General features: G+C 36.1%; 17 protein-coding genes. 9 read left to right on the top strand and 8 right to left on the bottom strand.

The genetic code is table 11. The features are described 5' to 3' along the window. Positions 1 to 89: 89 nt before the first annotated feature. Positions 90 to 809, bottom strand: coding sequence for a hypothetical protein (locus tag J0M15_13975; protein ID MBN8538158.1), 720 nt, complete (start codon positions 807 to 809; stop codon positions 90 to 92). Between the two features lie 137 nt (positions 810 to 946). On the opposite strand from J0M15_13975, the gene rnr reads away from it, so the two are divergent. Both rnr and J0M15_13965 read left to right on the top strand, forming a co-directional pair. Continuing rightward, complete coding sequence (gene rnr, locus J0M15_13970; GenBank protein MBN8538157.1) at positions 947 to 3,466, top strand: ribonuclease R; 2,520 nt, start codon at positions 947 to 949, stop codon at positions 3,464 to 3,466. Positions 3,467 to 3,572: 106 nt separating this feature from the next. Then, a complete protein-coding gene (locus J0M15_13965) occupies positions 3,573 to 5,054 on the top strand; it encodes an AarF/ABC1/UbiB kinase family protein (protein MBN8538156.1) in 1,482 nt (493 codons plus the stop codon). Positions 5,055 to 5,071: 17 nt separating this feature from the next. Here the strand turns inward: J0M15_13965 and J0M15_13960 are convergent, their stop codons facing one another. From J0M15_13960 to J0M15_13945, 4 genes are all read right to left on the bottom strand, one after another. Continuing rightward, positions 5,072 to 7,876 carry a hypothetical protein gene (locus J0M15_13960; protein MBN8538155.1) on the bottom strand — a complete coding sequence of 935 codons (2,805 nt, stop codon included), beginning with the start codon at positions 7,874 to 7,876 and terminating at the stop codon, positions 5,072 to 5,074. A gap of 70 nt (positions 7,877 to 7,946) precedes the next feature. Continuing rightward, positions 7,947 to 8,780 (bottom strand): flagellin FliC, encoded by an 834-nt coding sequence (locus J0M15_13955; protein ID MBN8538154.1) that lies wholly within the window; start codon positions 8,778 to 8,780, stop codon positions 7,947 to 7,949. A gap of 179 nt (positions 8,781 to 8,959) precedes the next feature. Continuing rightward, the gene (locus J0M15_13950; GenBank protein MBN8538153.1) at positions 8,960 to 10,171 is read right to left on the bottom strand and encodes an ATP-binding protein; all 1,212 of its coding nucleotides are present in this window, start codon (positions 10,169 to 10,171) and stop codon (positions 8,960 to 8,962) included. Positions 10,172 to 10,526: 355 nt separating this feature from the next. Continuing rightward, a complete protein-coding gene (locus J0M15_13945) occupies positions 10,527 to 12,575 on the bottom strand; it encodes a transketolase (GenBank protein MBN8538152.1) in 2,049 nt (682 codons plus the stop codon). A gap of 104 nt (positions 12,576 to 12,679) precedes the next feature. Between J0M15_13945 and add the strand changes: the two genes are divergently transcribed. The 3 genes from add to J0M15_13930 all read left to right on the top strand — a co-directional run bounded on the left by add (position 12,680) and on the right by J0M15_13930 (position 15,735). Further along, positions 12,680 to 13,750 carry an adenosine deaminase gene (add, locus tag J0M15_13940; protein MBN8538151.1) on the top strand — a complete coding sequence of 357 codons (1,071 nt, stop codon included), beginning with the start codon at positions 12,680 to 12,682 and terminating at the stop codon, positions 13,748 to 13,750. Next, the gene (pip, locus tag J0M15_13935) at positions 13,747 to 14,697 is read left to right on the top strand and encodes a prolyl aminopeptidase (protein MBN8538150.1); all 951 of its coding nucleotides are present in this window, start codon (positions 13,747 to 13,749) and stop codon (positions 14,695 to 14,697) included. Before add ends, pip begins: the two co-directional genes overlap by 4 nt. Positions 14,698 to 14,784: 87 nt before the next feature. Beyond that, positions 14,785 to 15,735 (top strand): trypsin-like serine protease, encoded by a 951-nt coding sequence (locus J0M15_13930; protein MBN8538149.1) that lies wholly within the window; start codon positions 14,785 to 14,787, stop codon positions 15,733 to 15,735. Here the strand turns inward: J0M15_13930 and J0M15_13925 are convergent. From J0M15_13925 to J0M15_13915, 3 genes are read right to left on the bottom strand one after another with little or no spacing between them, the layout of a single operon-like run. After that, complete coding sequence (locus J0M15_13925; GenBank protein MBN8538148.1) at positions 15,706 to 16,524, bottom strand: alpha/beta fold hydrolase; 819 nt, start codon at positions 16,522 to 16,524, stop codon at positions 15,706 to 15,708. The two genes, J0M15_13930 and J0M15_13925, sit on opposite strands and share 30 nt — an antisense overlap. After that, positions 16,472 to 18,142 carry a 2-succinyl-5-enolpyruvyl-6-hydroxy-3-cyclohexene-1-carboxylic-acid synthase gene (gene menD / locus J0M15_13920; GenBank protein MBN8538147.1) on the bottom strand — a complete coding sequence of 557 codons (1,671 nt, stop codon included), beginning with the start codon at positions 18,140 to 18,142 and terminating at the stop codon, positions 16,472 to 16,474. Before menD ends, J0M15_13925 begins: the two co-directional genes overlap by 53 nt. Beyond that, positions 18,135 to 19,283: a chorismate-binding protein gene (locus J0M15_13915; GenBank protein MBN8538146.1), complete on the bottom strand. Its 1,149-nt coding sequence runs from the start codon at positions 19,281 to 19,283 to the stop codon at positions 18,135 to 18,137. Before J0M15_13915 ends, menD begins: the two co-directional genes overlap by 8 nt. 72 nt (positions 19,284 to 19,355) lie before the next feature. Here J0M15_13915 and aroF point away from each other — a divergent pair, with 72 nt between their 5' ends. The 4 genes from aroF to J0M15_13895 all read left to right on the top strand — a co-directional run bounded on the left by aroF (position 19,356) and on the right by J0M15_13895 (position 22,693). Continuing rightward, positions 19,356 to 20,171, top strand: a complete 816-nt coding sequence (aroF, locus tag J0M15_13910; GenBank protein MBN8538145.1) for a 3-deoxy-7-phosphoheptulonate synthase — start codon at positions 19,356 to 19,358, stop codon at positions 20,169 to 20,171. 8 nt (positions 20,172 to 20,179) lie between these two features. Continuing rightward, complete coding sequence (gene ubiE, locus J0M15_13905; protein ID MBN8538144.1) at positions 20,180 to 20,905, top strand: bifunctional demethylmenaquinone methyltransferase/2-methoxy-6-polyprenyl-1,4-benzoquinol methylase UbiE; 726 nt, start codon at positions 20,180 to 20,182, stop codon at positions 20,903 to 20,905. 136 nt (positions 20,906 to 21,041) lie between these two features. Further along, the gene (locus J0M15_13900) at positions 21,042 to 21,824 is read left to right on the top strand and encodes a hypothetical protein (protein ID MBN8538143.1); all 783 of its coding nucleotides are present in this window, start codon (positions 21,042 to 21,044) and stop codon (positions 21,822 to 21,824) included. Between the two features lie 8 nt (positions 21,825 to 21,832). Continuing rightward, on the top strand, positions 21,833 to 22,693 hold the full coding sequence (locus J0M15_13895; GenBank protein MBN8538142.1) for a hypothetical protein: 861 nt from the start codon (positions 21,833 to 21,835) through the stop codon (positions 22,691 to 22,693). The last annotated feature ends 6 nt before the right edge of the window (positions 22,694 to 22,699 follow it).

Genomic DNA, 22,699 nt, shown 5'->3' with positions numbered 1-22,699 from the left:
ATGGAGTATTTTAAGCTTAAAATAATGCAAAAAGTTGGCTACCTAAACAGCCGTTTTGCCCTGCAATGGAAGTATGACCCTGAATCCAATTAAACCCCTATCCCCACAAAAAGAAGAAAGAGGCGAGAATTGACAACTCCCAATTTCATTGTCGATGAGTCTATGTTCGAAGTAGTGGTCCCAGAAGCTTTCGTCTTTGCTCCTATCATTTCATAACCTGCATAGAAAGTTAAGGTATCCATGTTATAACTACCGCTCAAACCCAAGGGTAAACTTTGCTCTACTTTTGTTGTGTCTGCAATGGTAGCTTCGCCAGATAGTCCCAGCGCCACTTGTGCGTCCCAACCAGAAGAACTTGTCATCGAGGCCATTAATCCCATCGTTGAAGACTTGCTCATTGCCTTTTTATCTTCTGAATTTGCATATTGAAAACCAAGTCCCCAAGACTTTTCACCCATTTTATTTGAGTAATACACGTTTAATGGATTTTGAATTTTAAAGGTATAGGCACTCGCTAAACTTAAAGCTCTTTGAGAAAGTCCTTCTTTATTCCCAAGATGGGCCCCAAGCGCCGAATTGTCACCCAGCTTTCTTGAAAAACCGCCCTCTGCATTGGGAGTCCCTGCAGTGGCTCCTGATTCCATAGTAACAAATTCTCCATAGGTGCCTGCTTGATCTGGTTTTATAAAAATCTCTCTCGTATCAGACAAATGGGCTGAGTTTTGAAGGGAATCAAATCGAGCCTTCGTAGCGAAAGCTGAAGTCGCGTTTAACAAAGATATCATAAATAAAAAAATCATTTTTTTCATTCTTACTCCTTTTTTTTCTATATCCTCATCCTAGAAAGACTTTAGAATGGAAGCAAACTAAAAAAATAGTTTCTTTATTTTTAGAAAATAGGATCTTATTTGACTTTATAAATAGAGAACCTCAGACTAAAGACATCATGGTTAAAAAAAAATTCCTTAAAGGATTAATTAAAAGAAACCCCGACGGCTTCGGATTCTTGATTCCAGAAACTAAAGATCATCCAGATGTCTATATTCCCAGGCATTCAATGGATGGTATTATGACCAATGACACTGTCCTGGTAGACGTCTTCCCTGAGTCAGGTTCACAAAAATTTAGAGGCGAAATTATTGAAGTGTTAAAACGAGGTGCTGAGGTCGTTGTTGGCAAAATAAAATGGCAAAATAAAAAATTTGCGATGCTAAAGGATGAGTCTCACAGCTGGGGAGCTGACTTATCTATTCCCGCAGAATCTTCTATGGACGCTAAGGATGGTGATCTGGTTGCTGCTAAAATTCTTCAGTATCCAGAAGGTCGAAAAGATTTTTTAGGTAAAGTCATCGAAATTATTGGAAATATTGAGGACCCGCTTAATGACATTAAACGAGTTGCGATGAACCAACAAATTCCGATGGTATTTCCAGAGGGTGTTCTTAGAGAGTCTAAAAAATTCAAATCAGAACCATCAGAAAAAGATTTTAAGAACCGAACTGACTTAAGACATTTGCCTTTAATAACCATCGATGGAAAAACAGCAAAAGATTTTGATGATGCTGTATTGACTCTTACGAATCAACAAGGGTTTCTGCTTTATGTAGCTATCGCCGATGTCAGCCACTATGTTCAAAATAATTCAGAAATTGATAAAGAAGCCTACCTCCGTGGAAATAGTGTTTATTTTCCTAATTTTGTTATTCCCATGTTGCCCGAAGTGTTAAGTAATGGGTTATGCTCACTCAATCCAAATGTACCAAGGCTTTGCGTGGTCGCAGAGATGCAATTTAATTTTAATGGAGATAAGACATCCAGTAAGTTTTATGAAGCCGTGATGACTTCCAAAGCGAGAGTTACCTATGGCGAAGCCCAAGAACTTATTGAAGGTGTGGAAATTGAAAAATTAAAAGCGGTTAAAGAAAATATTTTAAAATGCGCAGATCTTGCAAAGGTTTTGATGGCTAAAAGATTTCGTGAAGGTTCTCTCGATTTAGAAATTCCCGAAACCACCTTAGAAATTGATGCTTCCGGGGTTCCTGTCGATGTGATTCGATCAGAAAGATTATTTTCTCACCGTTTGATTGAAGAGCTCATGCTGGCTTCAAACGTCGCCGTAGCAGAATTTTTGTCTCATTCAGACATTCCTGCTCTCTATCGAATTCATGAAAGCCCAAATGAAGATTCAATTAGAACACTTGAACGGTATCTTTATAATTTTGGTGGTAAGACAAAATTAGACCAAGGAAAATTACAAAAAAGGCTCACTCGAGCCTTGCAAGAATTTTCAGGTAAGCCAGAAGCTCAGGTTCTTAATATTTTGACCTTAAGGTCTATGAATCAAGCAAAATATTCCACCAACAACTTAGGGCATTTTGGTTTAGGTTTTGAATTCTACACTCATTTCACTTCTCCTATTCGAAGATATCCAGATTTAATTGTCCATCGATTACTAAAGAGTCAAATTTTAAAAACCAAGGAATATCGTCCTATTGCTGAAGAAGATTTAAGTACTTGCGCCTCCTGGCTTTCGAGTTGTGAGCAAAAGGCGGCCAAATCAGAGCGCCAAATCCACGCTATTAAAAAAGCTCGTTTTATGGAAAAATTTTTGGGTGATGAGTTTGAAGGGATGATCAACTCGGTAGCTCGCTTCGGAGCTTTTGTTTTACTCAGAGAATACGATATCGATGGTCTCGTTAAAATAGATGATTTATCCACTCAAAGACTAGAATACGATGAAAAATCCCCTTCTTTATACAATAAAAAAACGGGATTGAGATTTACTATTGGCGATACCCTTAAAATTAAAGTTATTTCTGCTGATCACGAATTGGGTCAAATTAATTTTATGCCTCTTGATGTGGTCATTCGTAAAGAAAAACAAAATGAGCAGAATATGAAAGAGGATTTTAGAAAAATCAAAGAAGAACAAAAAAAGAAAAATCAACCGACACCATTAAATTTTCATAAAAACAAAAAAACCTTTGCCGAGAAATTATTTAAAAAGAAAAAGTCAGGAACTCATTTTAAGTCCAACGTAAAAACAAAATCTGAAAATCATAAGTCTTCAATTAAATATCGTGGGAATTTGTCAGATGAGTTTTTCAATCCCAAGTCATCTGAATCAAAGGTATCCATTAAACAAGAGGCTTCTAAAGAATCCTGGAAACCCCAAGGGCTGGACTATACCGTTAATTCTTCTAAGCGTAGCTCTATTCTTGAAAGATTGGATCAAGCGATTGCTTCAAGGGAAAAGAATCATCATTTTAGTTCTGGGAATAAACCTCATAGAAACAAAGAAAACCCAGCTCAAGATACAGCTCAAACGCAGGCAGATCCTCATTCTCTAAATAAATCTTCGCAGCAAAAGGAGAAAAGTTTTGGCTCTGGATTTAAAACTGAACCCTCTAGGAAAAACTCTAAAAAACGCAGCAAGGCTAAGAACTATCGTCGGGGTGTTCGCTAAACACGGATTCTATAAAGTTGCGGAGCGAATTAATTTAGGTCAATACATTATGGAACGCTGGATGACGGCGAACTATGAAAACTATTCGACCGCTGAAAGAATTCGAATGTCCTTTGAAGAACTAGGACCGACATTCGTAAAATTAGGTCAACTTTTAGCTACAAGACCTGATTTGGTTCCCGATGAATATGTCATCGAATTTTCTAAACTTCATGCCAACGTGCAACCTCTTCCCTTCGAAGTGATACAAAAATTATTAGACGTTGAACTAGGAAACTTATTATCTAGCTTCGAAAGCATTGATCCCAACCCCATTGGCTCCGCAAGTATTGCTCAAGTATACCAAGCTAGATTAAAAACTGGCGATGACGTCGTTTTAAAAATTCAAAGACCTGGAATCATTGATACGATAAATGATGATCTGGGAGTTCTTTATTTTATAGCCGATTTATTAAATAAATATATCCCTGAATCAAGAATATTTAACCCTAAAAGTATTGTTGATGAGTATTTCAAAACATTAAATCTAGAAACGAATTTCATTGTTGAAGCGAATAATATTCGGAGATTTCAACAAAACTTCTCTTCTCAAGAAGATATTGTAATACCTAAAATATATTTAGAGCTGACCACAGAAAAAGTTTTGGTGATGGAAAAAATAAAAGGCATCCCTCTTTCTGAAGAGAAAGCACTGGCTCAAGAAGGTGTAGATTCTAATGAAATCATCAAAAAAGGTCTTCGTGCTTATTTAAAAATGGTTTTTATGGATGGATTATTCCATGGAGATTTACATGCGGGAAATTTTTTTGTTTTACCTCAAAACTCGATTGCTTTAATTGATTTTGGTGTTGTCGGAAGACTTAATAATAAGACCCAGTCTTCGATTGCCAACATGCTCTACGCTCTTTCCAAAGAAGACTATGACCGCTTAGCCTATGAATACATTGATCTGGCACCTTTTACAGATCAGGTAAATATCGACGTGTTTGCACGGGAACTTCGAGAATTGATTGCGCCTTACTATGGACTTACTTTAAAAAATATCAATCTAGGTAAACTCCTGATGTCCTCTGCCAGTATCGCCTCTCAAAACAAATTAACCGTTCCTTCAGAATTGATGTTGTTTTTTAAATCTATTGTTGCCATTGAAGGCATGGGAAAAAAAATCCACAAAGAATTTGATTTCCTTCAGTACTCCATTGAATTTGCTGGAGAGTTAATAAAGCATCAATTAAGTGCGGATAAAATTGCCTTAGATTTAAGTCAAATTGCCAGAGAATCAAAAAACTTTATCCATGCGTTGCCTCGACAATTAAATTTTTTGATTAAAAAACTAAATAGTCCTGAACATTATTTCAAATTTCAATTAGTTGAAATTCAAGACTTAAAAAAATCATTTGAATCTTCATTTAACTTAATTTTTCTTGGTATGATCATCAGCTCGTTTATTTTAAGTGCCTCTCTTATTTTTGCCTTAAAACAAACTAATGACTTAATTTTTGGAATGCCCACCATGAGCTTCTTCCTTTATCTGAGCGCTGGACTCCTAGGTCTTGTTGGATTTTATAACTATATTAAAAAACCCTAAGAGCCTTCGAACACAATTTAAGGATTTGACCTAGCTGAGTTTAATAGCTGTTCGATTTGATAAGGAATTCTCTCACCACTTTCGCTTATTTTATATACCTTTGAATAAGTTTCGTAGCCTGCATTAATGTTTTTAAAAATTTTAATCTTGTAACTTTCTTCCATAGGGAAAAGATAACTTCCTCTCATTCCTTTTATGGTTTTAGAAATTTCTTGAAAAGAAGACATCTTGCGAATCCCATCAAAGAGGTGATAGGTGGCATTATCCTGAGTGACTGAAAAGGTATAAACTGAAGACTCCGAAGCGATAATAACCAGATTATTGCTTGCGGCAGTGCCCAGCTCAGCAGCAGCCTTTGTGTAACTACTGCAACTCGTATTTAAATAAATAAGTTGCCCACCTAACTTTTCATTTTCTCTTGTTTTAAGCCATTCTCCGAATTGTTGATTAGAAATATACTCGGCAGAATAACTTCCATCGGTGTACATGATATCAATAATTTCTTGATAATCTTGATGTGACAGCGTTGCCCTTACCAAAAACATTTTTTTATTAATAGAAAATAAATTTCGATAGTCCCCATCGGAATGGGCTTCTTTTACAAAAAAGTCTAGTTTGTCTTTCTTTCCAATGATTCTCTCTTTCAAGTATTCTATGGAATCAGAAATAACTATCGGTTCGGCCACCACAAAATTTTGTTGTTTAAGATAATAGAGATAACTATTTTTCGTATTATCCTTTGTGCTTCCATAAAGGTTAGAGCCTAAAACAACCACCCCATGATAGATTTTATCATCCAAAAGCTCTTCCCTATTTGGGGCCTCTACAGGTTTGGGAATAAATTCCACTTTTCGTTTTCTCTTTATGACGTCTCCCTCAAAAAGATCATCTCCATGATACCAAGAAAATTTTTTAATCCCAGAATCATAAAGACTTAAATAAATGGGATTATAATAATAAAATCCACCTTGAGTTCGCTTGAGTTCTGAAGAAAGAAAATCTGTATCATTAAGAAGTTCGTTAGTCCCGATAATGCTTACATAAGAATCATTGCTAGTTACAATCAAATCCGTAAGAGCTAAAGGTTTTATACCAAAAAACTCACGAACTTTTTGAGTGCTTAACCAATCTAAGGTTGAAAAGAACACTAATGCCAAATTTCTATCGTTTTGTTGTATGGAATGTGCCAATATGGTTCCAATATCAGAAGCCAAATCTTCTTTGTCTTGATTTGTCAATATTCTTAAGTAGTTTTTGATGTACAGTAAGCTTTGAATATTAAAAGCAGCGGGATTGGACGTAGCCATTTTATTTGCACGATCAAGAAGTAGATTTTTATATACAGAAGACATTTGGGCCCTTGCTTCTTTGTTCATGCAAACATTATTTAGTTTTCCAGTTATTTTTCTTACTTTTGCAGAATTTCTAAAAATCAAACTCAAATTTCTATAGTTAACCTTGGATGAAAATTTATCTACTACTATAGTTAACAAATCATTAAACTCAGTTCCGATTTTATCAAAATAAATTGTTTCAATGAATTCTAAATCTTTTTCAGTCAAGGAATCGCTTCGCAAGTATCGTTGTAACAAATAATCAATATCTTCAAAACTAAACTCCTTCTGATTAATGACTTTATCATAGTTTTTTTGAGTTAAACCGTCCCATCCCTGCATGGATGAATCAGTTCCATCACAGGCAATTTGGTTTTCGAATTTCGTTTTTAAAAAAACATTCTCCGATTCCTTAAACTGAGGCAAATTTTTTTCACAAATAACTTTGTCTCCATTCACAATGAAAATTTGCTGATCAGCTTTGGATTTAATCAATAAGTACTCGTTAAAGTAAGATTCATAAGTATAAGGTTCGCTAGAATTATGGCCCGCAAATACATCTAATGGAATTTCATTAGATGTATTATTTGCTTTAATTGAAATTTTGCCGCTATTACTACTCCAATAATAATTTGAGCGAACAAAAGTTGAATTGAAATAATTTTTATTAAGAGTAATCTCTTCTCCATTACTTAATTTCGCTAATTTATAATCAGGACTAATTATTGCTGATGTCGTATAAATCGAATCAGTGTTTATATCGATAATTGATACTGGATTATTAGAATTTGTATCGGAATACAAAATGTTAGCTGAAAAGAAAATTCTATTGTCAGAAATTAACACGTTAAAAAGTTTAATTTTATCTAAGTTATTTTTAATTTTTTCACCAGGAATTGGTAGACTTATTCCTAAATTGACATTTAATTTAAAAATAGAAATTTCTTTGTTGACCGTCTTAGAATATAAAATAGTAGAAATTTCCCTATCTTTAAAAGAACCTAGCATCGTTCCGATTTCTTCAACACTTCCATCCTTCTTTAAAACATACAAATTTTTATCTTGAGTGTACTTACTTGTGCTATCATAGTAGGAAGTAAAATACATACCTAAGGACGAAAAGAAAATCACTTCAGTGAGTTGAACCACTCGAGAATAAGAGGCGCTATTATGTCCGATAGTGATAGCGTTATTAAAATCAGCCACATAAGAATTTGCCTCACCAATTTTTGATAATGGAATATATATATAAGTGTAATTATTTAAAATATAGCCCGTTAAAACCAACACTTTGTCTTCATAAGCATAAAAAGTAAATCTTCCTTTTACTAAGTCAATTTTGCCTTGCCAATTAATTATATCAATAGGCTTACTGGCTGTACTTAATATACATGAACTAGCGTGTGCCAACTCTATTTCCAGAAAACACATACCACTAAAAATGAGAGAAGCAAAAAAAGCTAACTTAAAAATTTTATTTTTCGACATAATAGAAGAATTGATAGCTTACATTCCGCAAACAATAAACTGTCACTAATGAGTACAGTGATCTTTTCAACTATCCTAATAATTTTAATGCTAACTGATTCATTTGATTCGCTTGCCCTAATACCGAAACACCTGCTTGCATTAAAATATTATTTCTTGTTAATTCAGAACTTTCAGCGGCCACATCGGCGTCACGAATCCTTGAGTTAGCTGCTGAAATATTTTCATCATAAACAAGTAAATTGTTTGAAGTTGATTGTAGCCTGTTTTGCATGGCTCCGAAATTGGCTCGGATGGCATTGACAGATACCAATGCATTGTCGACGGATTGCAAACTGAATTGAGCGCCTTCTTTGGTTTCCACAGATTCTGCGACCAGGCCTAAGGCTTCAAGGGATGAATTTGCAGCTCCCGAATTAAAAGAAATTCTATCTTTGAATGGATCGTTATTTACGCCGACTTGAATGTCGATAACTCCCCCGGTGCCGTTAAGCAAATCATATCCGTTATAGGATGTGGCTTCGGTAACCCGTTGGACCTCTGACTTTAATTGTTGATATTCAACATCTAAGAATTTTCTTTCGGTATCGCCAATGGTATCTGAAGAAGCCTGAACTCCCAATTCTCTTAGGCGAATGAGCATGTTGGAAACTTCATTTAAACTGCCTTCAGCAATTTGAACTAAAGAAATACCATCGTTGGCATTCCGATTGGCTTGCCTGAGGCCTCTGATTTGTCCTTTTAGATTTTCTGAGATTGCTAAACCTGCAGCATCATCAGCAGCTTGATTTATTCTTTGGCCAGATGCCAATCTTGACATGGACCTAGCTTGATTGATCCCTGTCATGTACAAATTTTTCTGAGCATTTAATGCCGAAACATTTGTGTTAATACGCATACCCATTCTATCCTCCTTGCATTGTGAAATCCTCCTTGATTTATTGCCATCCATTGGCATTGAAAAACATCATGTTCTTCATTGATACGTATTAGTTCGGAACACTTTTAAAATGCTTAAGTCTAGATTTTATTTATTACTTTATTGTTGATTCTTTTCGGTTTTGCATACCTAATAATGACTATTTATGGCAAATTTCCTAAAACGTGAGTTGCGCTTGCAACCAAAGACTCATTAGTTTTTTGCCAAATTTCATTTTCAAAAACAACTTGAATAAATGGACATTTAAAATAGGTCTGAAATTTTGCAACTTTTGGCTTATCAATTTTTATATCAGAAAGCTTACTTTCAACCATCAGCCAAGGTTTTTTATCCCGAACAAGTAAGAAGTCCACCTCTTGCTTGTCTTTATTTCGAATATAAAAAAGATCAAAAAAACCATTTCCAGTATCGTTCCAATAATGACAGGTCTTCAATAAATGACAGGCAATCAAATTTTCAAATCTGGCTCCTGGAACAGCAACCTCAGTCCAATCATAGAGATAGATCTTTCCTTCTTTTTTAAGTGAGCGCGGAAAGGATTTAGACCATGGTTTTAGTTCAAAAAAATAATACAGTTCGCTGAGATAATTTAACCATCGTTTAACCGTATCATGAGAAGTCTCTAGGTCTTCTCGAAGATTTTGAATACTTAGAGGACTTGCCACTCGCTCAGGAAGAAGACTCACAAGCAATTCAATCTGGCTCAGATCAATGATTCGAGTAAGATCACGTAAGTCTTCGCGAACAATTTTTTCAGTTCGACTTTGTCTCCAAATTTTAAGTATTTTTTCCGACTTAGAAATAAAGGGCTCTGGAAAACCACTCAGTTGATTAAGCTGAAGTAATATTTTTTGATCGGAAAAATTTTGTGGTCTGGTGAATAACTTTTTAAGCCATTGGTCAGGGTCTAAAAGGCCATTCCCTAAAATTTCTCCATAGCTCAAAGGGTGTAATCTAAAATTTAAATAGCGACCCATCAACGAATCGCCGCCCTTTTTAAAAACATTGAGACGAGCACTCCCAGTAACTATAATATCGACATCATCTCCATGGACATCATAGAAACCTTTAACTTTTTGCTTCCAATTTTTAGATTTATGTATTTCATCTAAAATAAGTAAACGAGTTTGATTGATTTTTTCCAATCGAAATTCATCCGCTATTATATTGGGTGACTTAGCCCACTGTTTTCGGAAGTCACTCTCATCCCAGTTTTTATAAAGTGCCTGGTCGTAGCTTTCAATAAAGTTTTTAGATAGAGTCGTTTTTCCAACTTGCCTTGGTCCAGATACAAAAGCCATCTTATGGCGCTTTAATGCCAAAGAAATAATTTCAGAAGAAAGATATCTTTTCATAGATACGACCAAAATAAACATATATACAAATTTAGTCAAGACCAAATTATACTATGGCACGAATTTGGTCGGATTCCAGCTTTGGAGTTTTTCCACAGCTTTCACCGGTTCAGTTAACAAATCATTTCGACGAAATAGCTAAAATGACTTCATATAAACTTTGAACTCGCAGGGCAAAAAACGACTCTGGTGAGTATCATCAGAAATTTAGCATTCCCCTTAGCCTCCATCGGAAGCGTTATTATTTTTAATGAAAAATTAACCTCAGCACGAATCAACAACCTTATTCTATCTGTAATTGCCTGTGTTTTGATTTTCCTATGAACTCGTCCTTGGCCAAAATAATGCACCAGCTTTAGATTTCTGTTAACTCCAAGGCTGAATTCAAAATACTTTTTGCATCTAAATGGTGTTTTTCATAGAGCTCATCTGCTAAATAAGCACTTTGTCCAAAGTGCCCATCTACCGCATGTACTTTAAGTTTAAATGGAATTTGTTCTTCGCCTAGGGCCTGACTGAGCATTTGCGAAAGACCCCCAATTTTTTGATGATCTTCGAGAGTAATTAAATTCCCTTTGGTTCTCTGCAAACTTTCTTTAAGACATGGAATATCCATTTGTGTGATGGAATGCATATTGATAATTTCAGATCCAATGTTTTTTTCCATTAACAAGTCTGCGGCCTTTATAGCGGCAGAAACTAAAGATCCATAAGTCACAATTGTTACATTCTTTATGGCCATATTATTATTCACATCAGAATTCATATTTTTTTCTAATAATTGTGATCTCAAGACTTGAGCTTTACCTAATTGATAATTCTTAGCACCAAAACTCTTTGGAAAATTCTCTCTACCAAGAAAGAAGATTTTAGTATTTGGCACTTCATTGTTTTTTCTCTTTTCAGAGAATTCATGAATCGCTTGAGTGATTAACTCGTGAGCCTCTTCACTGCAGGATAAACAATAAACATCGACATAAGGAATTGAAGAAACCATGGCTAGATAACTTAAAGCCTGATGAGAAGCCCCATCAGCCGCATCTTGAAAACCCGTATGTGACAAAATCGCAATCACTGGAGCCTGAGATAAGGAGGCCATGGTAAATGGCAAGGCTCCCTTTGTTACTCCAAACTGAGCGAAAGTATCTACGAAAGGAATAAATCCTAATTTAGATAAACCGGCTGCTGTCGAAATCATATGACTTTCAGCGATTCCCACGTCGAAAGAACATTCAGGAAATTCTTTTCTAAACTCAGCAACGCCTGTTGACCCCGGTAAATCAGAAGTTATGGAAACAATAGGCAGGCCATTTTTTTTTGCCAAAATCATGCTGCTTGAAACACCCTTTTGAATCTTTTCTCCACTGTCTTTCTTGCCACTTGCTATGATTTGATTTTCAATTTCAATGGACTGTTGAATCCACTCGTTAAACTGATCTGGATAATTTTCACCATGATAAATTTCTCTTAAAAACTCTGGCAATTCCTTTGGAGACTTAAGCGGAAACCCATGCCCACCCGAACTGCTCTCTGCCGTTTTCTTGGTTCCAATACCTTTCGTTGTTTTGGCATGAATCACCACTGGCACCCTGGGGTTTGCCCTCGCCGTCGCCACTGCTTTTTCAATCGCTGTGTAGCAAGCTTGCAAATCATTTCCATTTTCAAGAGTGTGTAAATCCCAACCAATCATTTTTAAAGAAGCAAACATTGGCTGCAAAGAAAAACTATCTTTATCGATACGTCCGCTTAATTTCGTATTGTTATCGCTAATAATTAAAACATAGGGAGCGAGTTGTCCCTTTTGGGCAAAACCAGGAATAGTCGCCAGAGCTTCTTTAGCTTCACCCTCCATGCAAGCCCCATCAGAGAGCGCACATAAAGTGACTCGATTATTTTTAGTTAAGTAATCCCCAAGAGCTAAACCCACAGTTTGAGGCAAAGCCGAGCCAAGAGGTCCATTGCTTAAAAAAACGCCCTCAGGAAACAAATGAGCCTCGCCATGACCTGTAAGATTAGATCTTATAGACCGAAAATGCTTTAAAGAATTAATCTCTAATCCTGCAATTTGGTAATTGGCCTTAATGGCATAAAGTCCATTTTCACAATGCCCGGCATCGTTGACAAAATGAAAAAGATCGAACCAATTTTTTTGTGACATTTTAGCTTCTTCAAACATGTAGCCATGAACAGCAGACATCAGCTCTGCGAAGGCCGCAGGGCCCCCATAATGAGAAGCGGCACCACCAAGAACTGCATTCATGTCCATCAAAGAGATTAAAGCTCTCATGGCTCTGGGATCAGATAACGAAATGCTTTCATTTTTCAGGTTCTTTACAGAGGCTGAAAATGTTGGTTGTTGGGTAGGATTCGAAAATAATTGATTTTTAATTTTAAGATGATTCATAGCCTTTTCTAAACTGAAATTTAGTCCTTGTCCACTGATTGACAAGAAATAAAATTATTGTAAATTATTTATTCTTATTTACACTACTCCACGTAGATCTTGCTGTGGATTTGCAAGAAAAAACTGAAGGTGTGTTAAAAGCTATGGCTCAAATTAAGTCTGGACTGTTGTCTATTAAAAACCTTCCTAAGGTGGAGCTTCACCGTCATCTTGATTGTTCTTGGCGATATTCCACCCTCGTTGAAATTGCTGAAAAACAAGGGCTAGCGAATAAAACTGATTTTCTTAAAATTGAAGATGATTTCTTGGTCACGCGACCAATGAATAATTTAGCTGATGTTCTAAAAAAATTTTCTCAGTCTCAAAAAATTTTTAAAGAGCCAGGAATTTTGAAGCGGCTCGCCTATGAAGTAATAGAAGACGCTTATAATGATGGGATTCGCATTCTTGAATTACGATACTCTTTGAATTTTATTGCCGAAAGCTCCGGCCGTTCCTACGATCAAATTCATAGTGACATCTTAGAAGGACTGACTTTGGCGAAAAATAAATTTCCTATTGCCGTGGGACTTATTTCCATTTTTCAACGGGGCCAAAAGGAAAAAGATCTTAAAAAGGTCTTGGATTTTACACTCAACAACAAGGATACTTTTGTCGGTGTCGATCTGGCTGATTCAGAAGAAAAATTCGTGGCTAAAGATTTTAAAAATATTTTTGATCCTCTTTATGAAAGTGGTTTTCCTATAACCATTCACAGTGGTGAAACTCCTGATAAATTGGCAGCACAAAGAATAAAAGATTCCGTTGATTTCCTCCACGCAACGCGCATTGGTCACGGAATTCAATTAATTACAAATAAAGAAATATTAAGCTATATCAAGAGTAAAAACATCCTTCTTGAAATTTGCCCCTTGAGTAATGAATTGACCCAAGCCTTTGTCAATTTAAAACAACACCCTTTCTTAGACCTATATCAATCTGGAATTCTTGTATCTATTAATTCGGATGATCCTGGTATTTTTAATACCTCCCTTTCAGACGACTACAGTTATCTAAATCAGAAATTCCACCTGAGTCTTGAAGATTACATGAAAATAAATACCATGGCCTACAATGCTTCTTTCATTCCTGAAAAAATAAAAGAAACCTATTGGCCATACAGGAGCCTCAAATGAACACATTTTTCCCAGAAATTGAACCTTACAATTCAGGTTATTTAAAAGTATCCAATCTTCACACTCTCTATTTTGAAGAGTGTGGAAATCCTTTGGGAAAACCCATTATTTTTCTTCATGGTGGTCCTGGAGGAGGAGTTTCTCCTGACCATCGCAGATTCTATGATCCACAGTTTTATCGAATCATCTTATTTGACCAAAGAGGTTGTGGAAAAAGTACACCTTTCGCAGAATTGAAGGAAAATACAACCTGGGATCTTGTGAATGATATGGAAAAAATTCGTGAACACCTAAAAATAAACCAATGGATTATTTTTGGAGGAAGTTGGGGTTCCACTTTAGCTCTTGCCTACGGGATCACTCATCCAGAAAAATGCTTAGCCTTTGTTTTACGGGGAATTTTCCTTTGTCGAGAATGGGAAATTAAGTGGTTTTATCAAGAGGGGGCCTCTTTAATTTTTCCAGATTTATGGGAAACCTATTGGAATCAAATTCCAAAAAATCAACGGGGAGACATGCTCTCAGCATACCATTCCCAGCTGACATCCTCAGATGAAAAATTAAAATTACAAGCAGCCAAAATATGGAGCACCTGGGAGGCTTCTACCTCAAAGCTCATTTTAGATAGTCAGTTTATTGATGACTATGAAGATCCTGAAAAGGCTCTTCCTTTCGCACGAATTGAATGTCACTACTTTATAAATAAAGCTTTTTTTGATACTGATAATTACTTACTTGAAAACATATCCAAAATTTCCCACTTACCTTGTGTGATTGTTCACGGACGATACGATATGGTTTGCCCTGCTAAAAACGCTTGGGAACTCCATAAGGCCTGGCCGGGATCTAAACTGCATTTTATCCCAGACAGTGGTCACTCCGTCATGGAAAAAGGTGTTACAGATAAAGTGATCCAGGCGACGGAAGATTTTAAAAATTTATTCTAGCTTTTTAGAGGCGATACTGCGACGGGAAAAAGCCTTTGTCTTTTTAATATAAAAATAACTTATAGTTGATTTAAAGATTATCAACTTGTGAAGAATTCGCAAAAAAGAGTAGAAATTAGCAAGGAGGCTGGAATTTCGAATTCTTATAAAATTCTCATTAATTCAAAACGCCTGAATATTTTTTCTTTTTGTTTTTCATTGATGTTATTGGTTTCTTGCGGAAAGAATTTCCCCACAATTGAAAACCAAAATAATTCGGATCCCTCAGCCCATTTAAGTATTGATCCAACGGTTCCATTAAGTTCAATTATTGGAGGGCAAGAAATTACTTCCAAATTGGATCCCATAGCCAAAACCACAGTACTTATTTACAATACTTTAACTCGACAAATTTGTACGGGCTCTTTGTTGGAAAATAATTTAATACTCACCGCCGCCCATTGTGTTCATCGGCAAATACAGTCGATGCTGATCTACTTTATCCAAAACTCAAGAACAGCAACAAAGGAAATGTCTCGTTTAGTTACCGGAGCAGTGACTCACCCTCTTTGGGTGACTAATAAAAATAATCTAAAGGATGCTGGCGATATGGCGCTACTAAAATATTCAGGAGATGCCCCACAAGGTTACACGGCGACTACCTTTTTACCAAACCCATCCTATCTTTTAAATAATACTCCTGTCGTTCTTGCTGGATATGGAGTCTCAGACTCCAGGACCAAGCAAGGTTCAGAAATTTTGAGACAAACAGCAACAGTTATTTCTAACAATCGCTATGCCTATACAGAAATTCAAGTAGACCAAAGACTTGGACGAGGATCTTGTCATGGTGACTCTGGAGGGCCCGCATTTATTGTTATCAATGGAACCCATTATTTATGGGGAATTTTATCAAGAGGGGATCAAGACCGCGAAGATAAATGCAATCAATTTAGCATCTACACTCTTATTCTTGCCCACTACAAATGGATCCAAGATACAGCCAAGGCGCTGACGTTAAATCCAAATTTAAATCAAGTTTCTATGGCTGCGAAATAATTCTTGAACCAGCAATTTTGCTATTTCTTCTGGCTGATCAAAGAGGACTCGATGACCTGAATTCTTAAGTATAAAACATTGCAAACCAGGAACTTGTTCCAAAAGCTGACGTGCGAGGTCTGTAAATTTAGTATCATCTTTACCAACAACATAAACAATCTGAGAAAAATAGTTCTTAATTAATAAGACTTTTGATTCTTGATTTGCAAGAGACCACTTTTCTAATGCCAATTTCAAATATTCTCTTGAGAAATTCATTTCCTGCCGTTGGGGCTCTGCCTTGCTTCCCGCAAATACGCTTTGCTGATTCCAACATTGCATTAAATCTTCCCAGTTAGTTGAAAGAAATGACTTTGCCCATTCACTATCGTTTATTCTTCTTAGATCTTTTTCTTCTTCTGACTTAAGCCCTGGATGAGTCGAAAGTAAAAAGAGTTTTGCAAACATCTCAGGTGCTTGCTCAAAAACAGCTAAAGCCAATCTTCCCCCGAGGGAATAACCAATAAGAATCTTTCTATCTGAGTGAGTATTTGACTGAACCCATTGAACAAAGTTTTTAGCAAATTCTTGAAAGGGGAAATTTGGAGATAAACTGGGAATATTAAAATAATCAGGACAGTAGAAATTAAGACTGCCTGTTGTTTCATTATTCTTGATAGATTCTTCCAAAGAGGGGCTGCCCAACAATGCCTTCCAGTCGGAGGGCAATCCTAAAAACCCATGAAGAAATATCAAATCACAATCCACACTTGTCCCACTCCAGCCAGAATTGTTTGGTTTGTTCTTCAACTGGAACCATTTCGATGATTCTAAATCCTGAGGAAATCGGTTTGGAAGGAATGGTCTGCCATTTTTCATAATGCCAATTCCACATCTTGGCCCAAGAAGAAAAATTTATTTCATGACGATTTAAAAAATACTCGCTCTCGAAAATTTTATTAAAAATCATTCCCCCACCATTATTGATTACGAGAATTGTCAGATTATCCACTTCTAATTGTCTTGTTATCCAAAGTGATGACAAGTCATAAAGGGCCGTTAGATCCCCCAAAATCGCCCAGTTTTCAACTCCTGAGGAAGCCCAACCTAAAAATGTTGAAACTTGACCGTCAATTCCATTGGCCCCACGATTAGCAAAAACCTTTGCTGGAATTGTTTTCTGGCAAATAGCTAAATCCCATTCTCTGATTGGCAGGCTATTTCCTAAATAGACATTTTTATGATGTAAATGTTTTGACAGTTTATTTACTAAGGCTGGTTCTGACTCTGGATATTTTTCAAACAAACGATTTAAATTGAAATACAACTCTTCATCCCGTGACTTCCAAATCGGTTCACTCATTAAAATTTGAGAACCAGAATCATATTCTTTTAGGTTCTGAATCGGAGTACAAAGTTTTGAAGGACGGCTTAAACCAGAAAATAAATTATTAGAAATCGATAGGACGGGAATATTTTTTAATTCAAACTCCAAATCCCTCCAGAATCGAGTGGTTGGAACGCCACCGATTCGTAAAATGGAATTGCAAGTTTTATTTAAAAATAATTCCTTCGTTATTTTTTCTGGAGTCAAAAGACTATACTTTTTAATTCTGGGATGATTGCGAAGACCCGAAATTCCCTCAACAAACAAGGGGAGTTGCAGGCTCTCCAAAAATTGAATAACTATCGGTTGGTCCGCTTCAGCTAAGGCGCTTAAAATAATGAGGGGTTTTGTTTCTTTTAAAAAGATATCTAGTTCTTTTAAAAAGCACTCTCCATTTTTCTCTAAACTATTTTCCTCTACACTATTAGTCGCGAAGTTCTTAGCTTCTAAGCCCTTATTCTCTGACATCAAAGAATGATAACGATTCTTATCCTTAACCACATCGACAATTGAATTAAATTGGATTTCAAGAGGTTCCTGATCAATTAAAGGTTCATCGAAACAGACATTTAAATGTAATGGAAAATTCAGGTGATCTTGATTAATTGCAAAGTCATAATTCTGAGCATCCAAATCAAATGACTTTCTAACGTAGTTCGAAAAAATGCCCATGTGCTCTATGGCCTGGGGGGCGCCCGTTCCGCGATAATTCTTGGGTCTATCAGCAGTTAATAATATTAATGACAATCCTGTATAATGGGCTTCGATAACGGCTGGTAACAGTTCGGCCACGGCAGTTCCACTTGTGGTCACAACAACTACTGGTTTTTGAATTTGCTGAATTCTGCCCAAAGCAAAAAAGGCGGCACTTCTTTCTTCAAAAAAATGATAAATTTTTAAGTGAGCATTTTTTTCAAAAGTTTTCACCAGGGAAGCATTTCGAGCACCTGCACATAAACAAAACTCAGAAACTCCTGAGTCCAAAAGGGACTGAATTATATAAGCTGACAATTGCATATTATTCAAGACAGTGTCATTCATGGATCATGATTTCCCTGAGACTCGGCTTTGATTCAAATACTTTTTTAACTGAATTCATCTTCCTTTCAATTTCTGAAAACTCTTTCTCAAAATCACTAAGCTCGATAATTCCACAACCAGCAGGAATACATAGTCTATTTCCTTCCCATTGTAGGCGACGAATACTAACAACAAACAAACTCTGATTTTTAATTTTAAAACCCCAAGGAGCTCCAAACCCTTGCCGCGTCGATTGGTTAGGAAGTTGAATAAAATCATTCCAATATTCCGATTTTGGATAAATACCCAAAGCCGATGTCGGATGAAGCCTTTCAAGTATTTCTAAGAAATGAGATTTATCTGATAGGTTTACTTGAATATCTGTTTTTAAATGATTTAAATGAGGAAATTCTGAAACATAGGTTTCACCTACTTGACAGGTTCCAAAAATTTCTAATTTTTCCTTAATATCATGGATAACCATTTCATGTTCTTTTCGTTCTTTCTCATCACTTAAAAAGTCCTGTTTTGCTGTGCCTTTAATAGAAGTTCCTGCCAAAGCCATGGTCGCAAATCTATTGCCGTCAATATAAAAAAAGAGCTCGGGAGTGAGACCTACAAAACCTTTTGTGGCTTCCCACTCTCCGTATGGGATGAGGTTATTTTCAGACTCTAAAAGTTTACTTATAAAGAGAATTTTTTGTAGATTATCAATCTTTGAATGAGTGTTTGTTTTTCCATTCTGGAAAGCTATAGGGACTGCCTTTTTAACTTTTCCATGAAGAATGGCCTCTTTTATTTTTAAAAAAGTTTCTTTAAATAAATCTTTATCTATTTTAAACCAATCAGGTTCAAAAAAACGATTCCTGAGTTCCTTTTGATAATTGTTATAACAAATATATTTGAATAAAAATTCTTTAAAAAAAGGAGTTGATAATTTTACTGTTTTTAAAAAAAATTGATTATAAACAGTCCCACTGATAAAATCACAGCTATAAATTCCATCAGGAAATTCTGAACTTTTTTCATATTCGTCAGAATTAATCTGCTGTCTAAGACCTAAGTTCCAAAATAAATACCATTCGTCTTGCCAACGAATAAATGATCCTGACCTTAAAAAGTTTGTAAAATCATCAAAAGTTATGTTAGGTTCTTCCTGCACAGTATTTTCCAGTAAATTAATCTGTCCTATTGATTTAATACTACTGTATGGACTTAATGGTAACAAAAAAATATGGCTATTGAAAATTCCAAAAAAAATGTAACTTTTATCAGCGGCGACAAAACCTATTCAATGGGAAATGGGCATTTTTATGTCATTGCGGGACCATGTTCCATCGAAAGTGAAGTCCAATTCTTAGAATCGGCTCGTTCCGTTGTCGCCAACGGGGCCTGTTTATTGCGCGGTGGTATATGGAAACTCAGATCTTCAGCCCAGGCTTTTCAAGGCCTTGGAAAAGCCGCCTTTGATATCGTCCAAAAAGTCACTTCAGAACTTCACACCGGAATAGTGACCGAGGTGACGGATCCAAGACAAATCGAGTCCCTCTATCCAATGGTTTCCATCTTTCAAGTGGGTTCGCGAAATATGCATAATTATGCTTTACTCAAGGAACTCGCCAACCAAGACAAACCCGTCCTTCTTAAAAGAGGTCTTGCTGCCTATATTGACGAGTGGTTGAAAGCTGCCGATTATGTAGAAACCTCTGGCCGAGCCCAAGTTATCCTTTGCGAAAGAGGCATTCGCACGTTTGAAACAGCGACAAGAAACACCCTTGATCTCAATGCCGTGGCTTTTCTCAAAAAGAATAGTCCCTATCCCGTCATTGTGGACCCTTCCCACGCTATCGGGATTGGCGAGCTGGTTCCTGATATTTCCTTAGCCGCCGCCGCGGTTGGTGCCGACGGTCTTATTGTAGAAGTTCATCCTGCCCCGAAAGAGGCTCTTTCAGATGGCCCACAGGCATTAACTCCGACTCAATTTTCCCAATTAATGATTAAGCTCGAAAAAGTATTAAATGCCTTAGATCGAAAACTTGAAAAAAAATGAAAGAGAATATGGATATACATTCATCAAAACCTGAAAAAATTAGACTTATGTTTTCCAAAGTAGCAAAAGGTTATGATCAAGCAAATAATGTTTTATCTGTTGGTATCCATCATCTTTGGAGAAAAAAATTAGTTCAATTAAGTGGTGCCAAATTAGGGGACAAGGTTTTGGATTGCGCCACAGGAACGGGTGATCTGGCAATTGAGTTCAAAAAGGTTGTTGGAACTGCTGGCACTGTAAAAGGCACTGACTTTTGTAAAGAAATGTTAGAATTGGCCCCTCGAAAGGCTAACCAGAATCTCTTAGACATTGATTTTGAAATTGCAGATGTGACAGCACTTAGTTATCCAAATGACAGTTTTAATTTGAGTAGCATATCTTTTGGCATTCGAAATGTTTCAGATCCTGTTCTTGCTATTAATGAACTTGCTCGAGTGACTCAAAACGGTGGTCGAGTTTGTATATTGGAATTTGGTCAGATCCCCATTCCTCTTGTTAATTCCATTTATAATTTTTACTCAACCAAAGTTTTACCCAAGATTGGTGGCTGGATAACTGGGGAAACAGAAGCCTACGAGTACCTTCAAGAATCGTCTTCCCATTTTCCATGTGGAAATGAATTCGTGAAAATGATGGAAAAAACACAAAACTTTTCCAAGGTTTCAGTTCGTTCCTTAAGTCTTGGTATTGCCTATATCTATATTGGAATAGTAAAAAAAATTGATAAAAAATAGTCTCGGCCAAAGTCCTTATCAAATTCAAATTCTGAACAAATAGTTAATAATTTTCTATTTTAATTCTATGATAACTTCAGAGCGTATTTGAAAAAGCTTTTCAATCACGCATTTAGACATTTTTTGAGGGCTTATCATGCATCATTTATTCTGTAAAATTTTAAGTGTTCTTCTGATTTGGAATAGCTTCGCCTTTTGCCAAGATAAAAATGAACTCTTACATGCCGATCCTTCAAAAGCGGAAGCCACTTTTTTAAATTCTTTAGATTATCCGGAATTACAGGTTGTTCCTCGAGCCAGTGAAAGGTTGCAAATGGACGCCTTCCGCGAAAATGACAATGGCTGGTTTATGTTTTGGCCATTTCATATAGCTTCTGGTGCCACACTGATGGCCGCCCTCATCAGTAAAAATAAATTTAATCCAGATAAGGAAAATGACGAAGTTTTTAGAAAAAATGCTGATTTTAAAGTTAATGCGGCTGTTGGATTATCTGTTTCTTGGTTTGCGTTAACTTATTTTATCTCTGCAGGACAGCCTTACACGACGGAGTTAAATAAAATAAATCAAATAAAGGGCAAAGATAAAAAATCACTTCTACTTCGTGAAAGAATTGCCGAAGAAGGAATGCAAAAACCAGCAGAATTAATTAAAATGTTAACCTATGTCTCCACTTTTACGAATCTTGTTGCAGCCGCTGGATTAATGGATAATGTCAATTCTGACTATAACCTCTATGCGGGCATTGCCATGCTGACTGCCTTCATGCCTATGATATTTAAAAATAAATATGTCGAAAATTATGAAAAACAACTTGAGTACAAACATAAAATTTATGCGCCCGTAGTTTTTACTGATTTCTATCGACCCAATCTTTATGCCCATTGGGCCCCCAGATTAGTGATGCAATGGACTTTTTAGGGTATGAAATGTTAAAAAATGTACTTTTTTCAGTCTTATTGGTACCATTTTTTTTGCATGCCGCAGTTGATGATTCGCTTTTATATCCACCCATTTCAGACGCTAGATTTTGCGAATCCGCCCTTGAATTTAAAAAGTCCTTCGAATTTTTTAAAAAAGAAAATGAATTAAATTTTAACGAACCTCAAGCGATTAAAGCCTCCATCGACATCGCTAAAAACTGTACGGGATCTTTCGAGAGATTTTCAAAAATCTTTCTTCTGTTAAAAAAATCAGGTGTTGCTTTGTCTAAGGCCTATGAAGTCAGTTTGGAATACTCAAGCTTTGATGAAGAACGCGCCAAAAACTTTTTTGTATTGTTTCAAAAATTGTTTTTAGAAAATTATTTGAATTTAGATTTTACGACGGCTTATAAAATTTCCCATTCTCTTTCTAAAGACTACAAAGGCGATCCCGTTAAGTTACGTGATGATTTTGTTAAGGTAGTCAAATTTTGTAGTTCGGAAAAAGATTTACTTTTAGATAAAAAAACTTGTACGGAACTTGCTTTGAATATCACCAAATACACGGAGTTATTTCCCAAAGGGGCCTATGATGATTTTTATTCCATTATCAAATTTGCCCAAGGCCATAAACGCTTGGGCCTTAATATAAAAGACACCTTGAGTTTGGCCGTAAGACTGATTTCCAAAGGCCCTAAAGCTTCGACAAATTTTAAAAAAATGATATCTTATTCATTGGATGGAGATCTGTTGAAGCTTAGTGAATTCCAAGCATTCCAATTGTCTCTGATTATATCGGACCTTTCCTTTGACCCGAAAAAAACACCAGATATAAAGCCGATTGAAATCAAATCTTCAAAGCAGTAAGGACTT

Source organism: Deltaproteobacteria bacterium, from assembly GCA_017302835.1.
GTDB lineage: Bacteria > Bdellovibrionota > Bdellovibrionia > Bdellovibrionales > Bdellovibrionaceae > UBA2316.
This window is presented reverse-complemented; position numbering and strand designations above follow the sequence as displayed.

Excerpts from the sequence above, each read along its gene's own strand:
- J0M15_13975 (MBN8538158.1), bottom strand. The coding sequence starts at position 809 with ATGAAAAAAATGATTTTTTTATTTATGATATCTTTGTTAAACGCGACT.
- rnr (MBN8538157.1), top strand. The coding sequence starts at position 947 with ATGGTTAAAAAAAAATTCCTTAAAGGATTAATTAAAAGAAACCCCGAC.
- J0M15_13965 (MBN8538156.1), top strand. The coding sequence starts at position 3,573 with ATGTCCTTTGAAGAACTAGGACCGACATTCGTAAAATTAGGTCAACTT.
- J0M15_13960 (MBN8538155.1), bottom strand. The coding sequence starts at position 7,876 with ATGTCGAAAAATAAAATTTTTAAGTTAGCTTTTTTTGCTTCTCTCATT.
- J0M15_13955 (MBN8538154.1), bottom strand. The coding sequence starts at position 8,780 with ATGGGTATGCGTATTAACACAAATGTTTCGGCATTAAATGCTCAGAAA.
- J0M15_13950 (MBN8538153.1), bottom strand. The coding sequence starts at position 10,171 with ATGAAAAGATATCTTTCTTCTGAAATTATTTCTTTGGCATTAAAGCGC.
- J0M15_13945 (MBN8538152.1), bottom strand. The coding sequence starts at position 12,575 with ATGAATCATCTTAAAATTAAAAATCAATTATTTTCGAATCCTACCCAA.
- pip (MBN8538150.1), top strand. The coding sequence starts at position 13,747 with ATGAACACATTTTTCCCAGAAATTGAACCTTACAATTCAGGTTATTTA.
- menD (MBN8538147.1), bottom strand. The coding sequence starts at position 18,142 with ATGAATGACACTGTCTTGAATAATATGCAATTGTCAGCTTATATAATT.
- aroF (MBN8538145.1), top strand. The coding sequence starts at position 19,356 with ATGGCTATTGAAAATTCCAAAAAAAATGTAACTTTTATCAGCGGCGAC.
- ubiE (MBN8538144.1), top strand. The coding sequence starts at position 20,180 with ATGGATATACATTCATCAAAACCTGAAAAAATTAGACTTATGTTTTCC.
- J0M15_13900 (MBN8538143.1), top strand. The coding sequence starts at position 21,042 with ATGCATCATTTATTCTGTAAAATTTTAAGTGTTCTTCTGATTTGGAAT.
- J0M15_13895 (MBN8538142.1), top strand. The coding sequence starts at position 21,833 with ATGTTAAAAAATGTACTTTTTTCAGTCTTATTGGTACCATTTTTTTTG.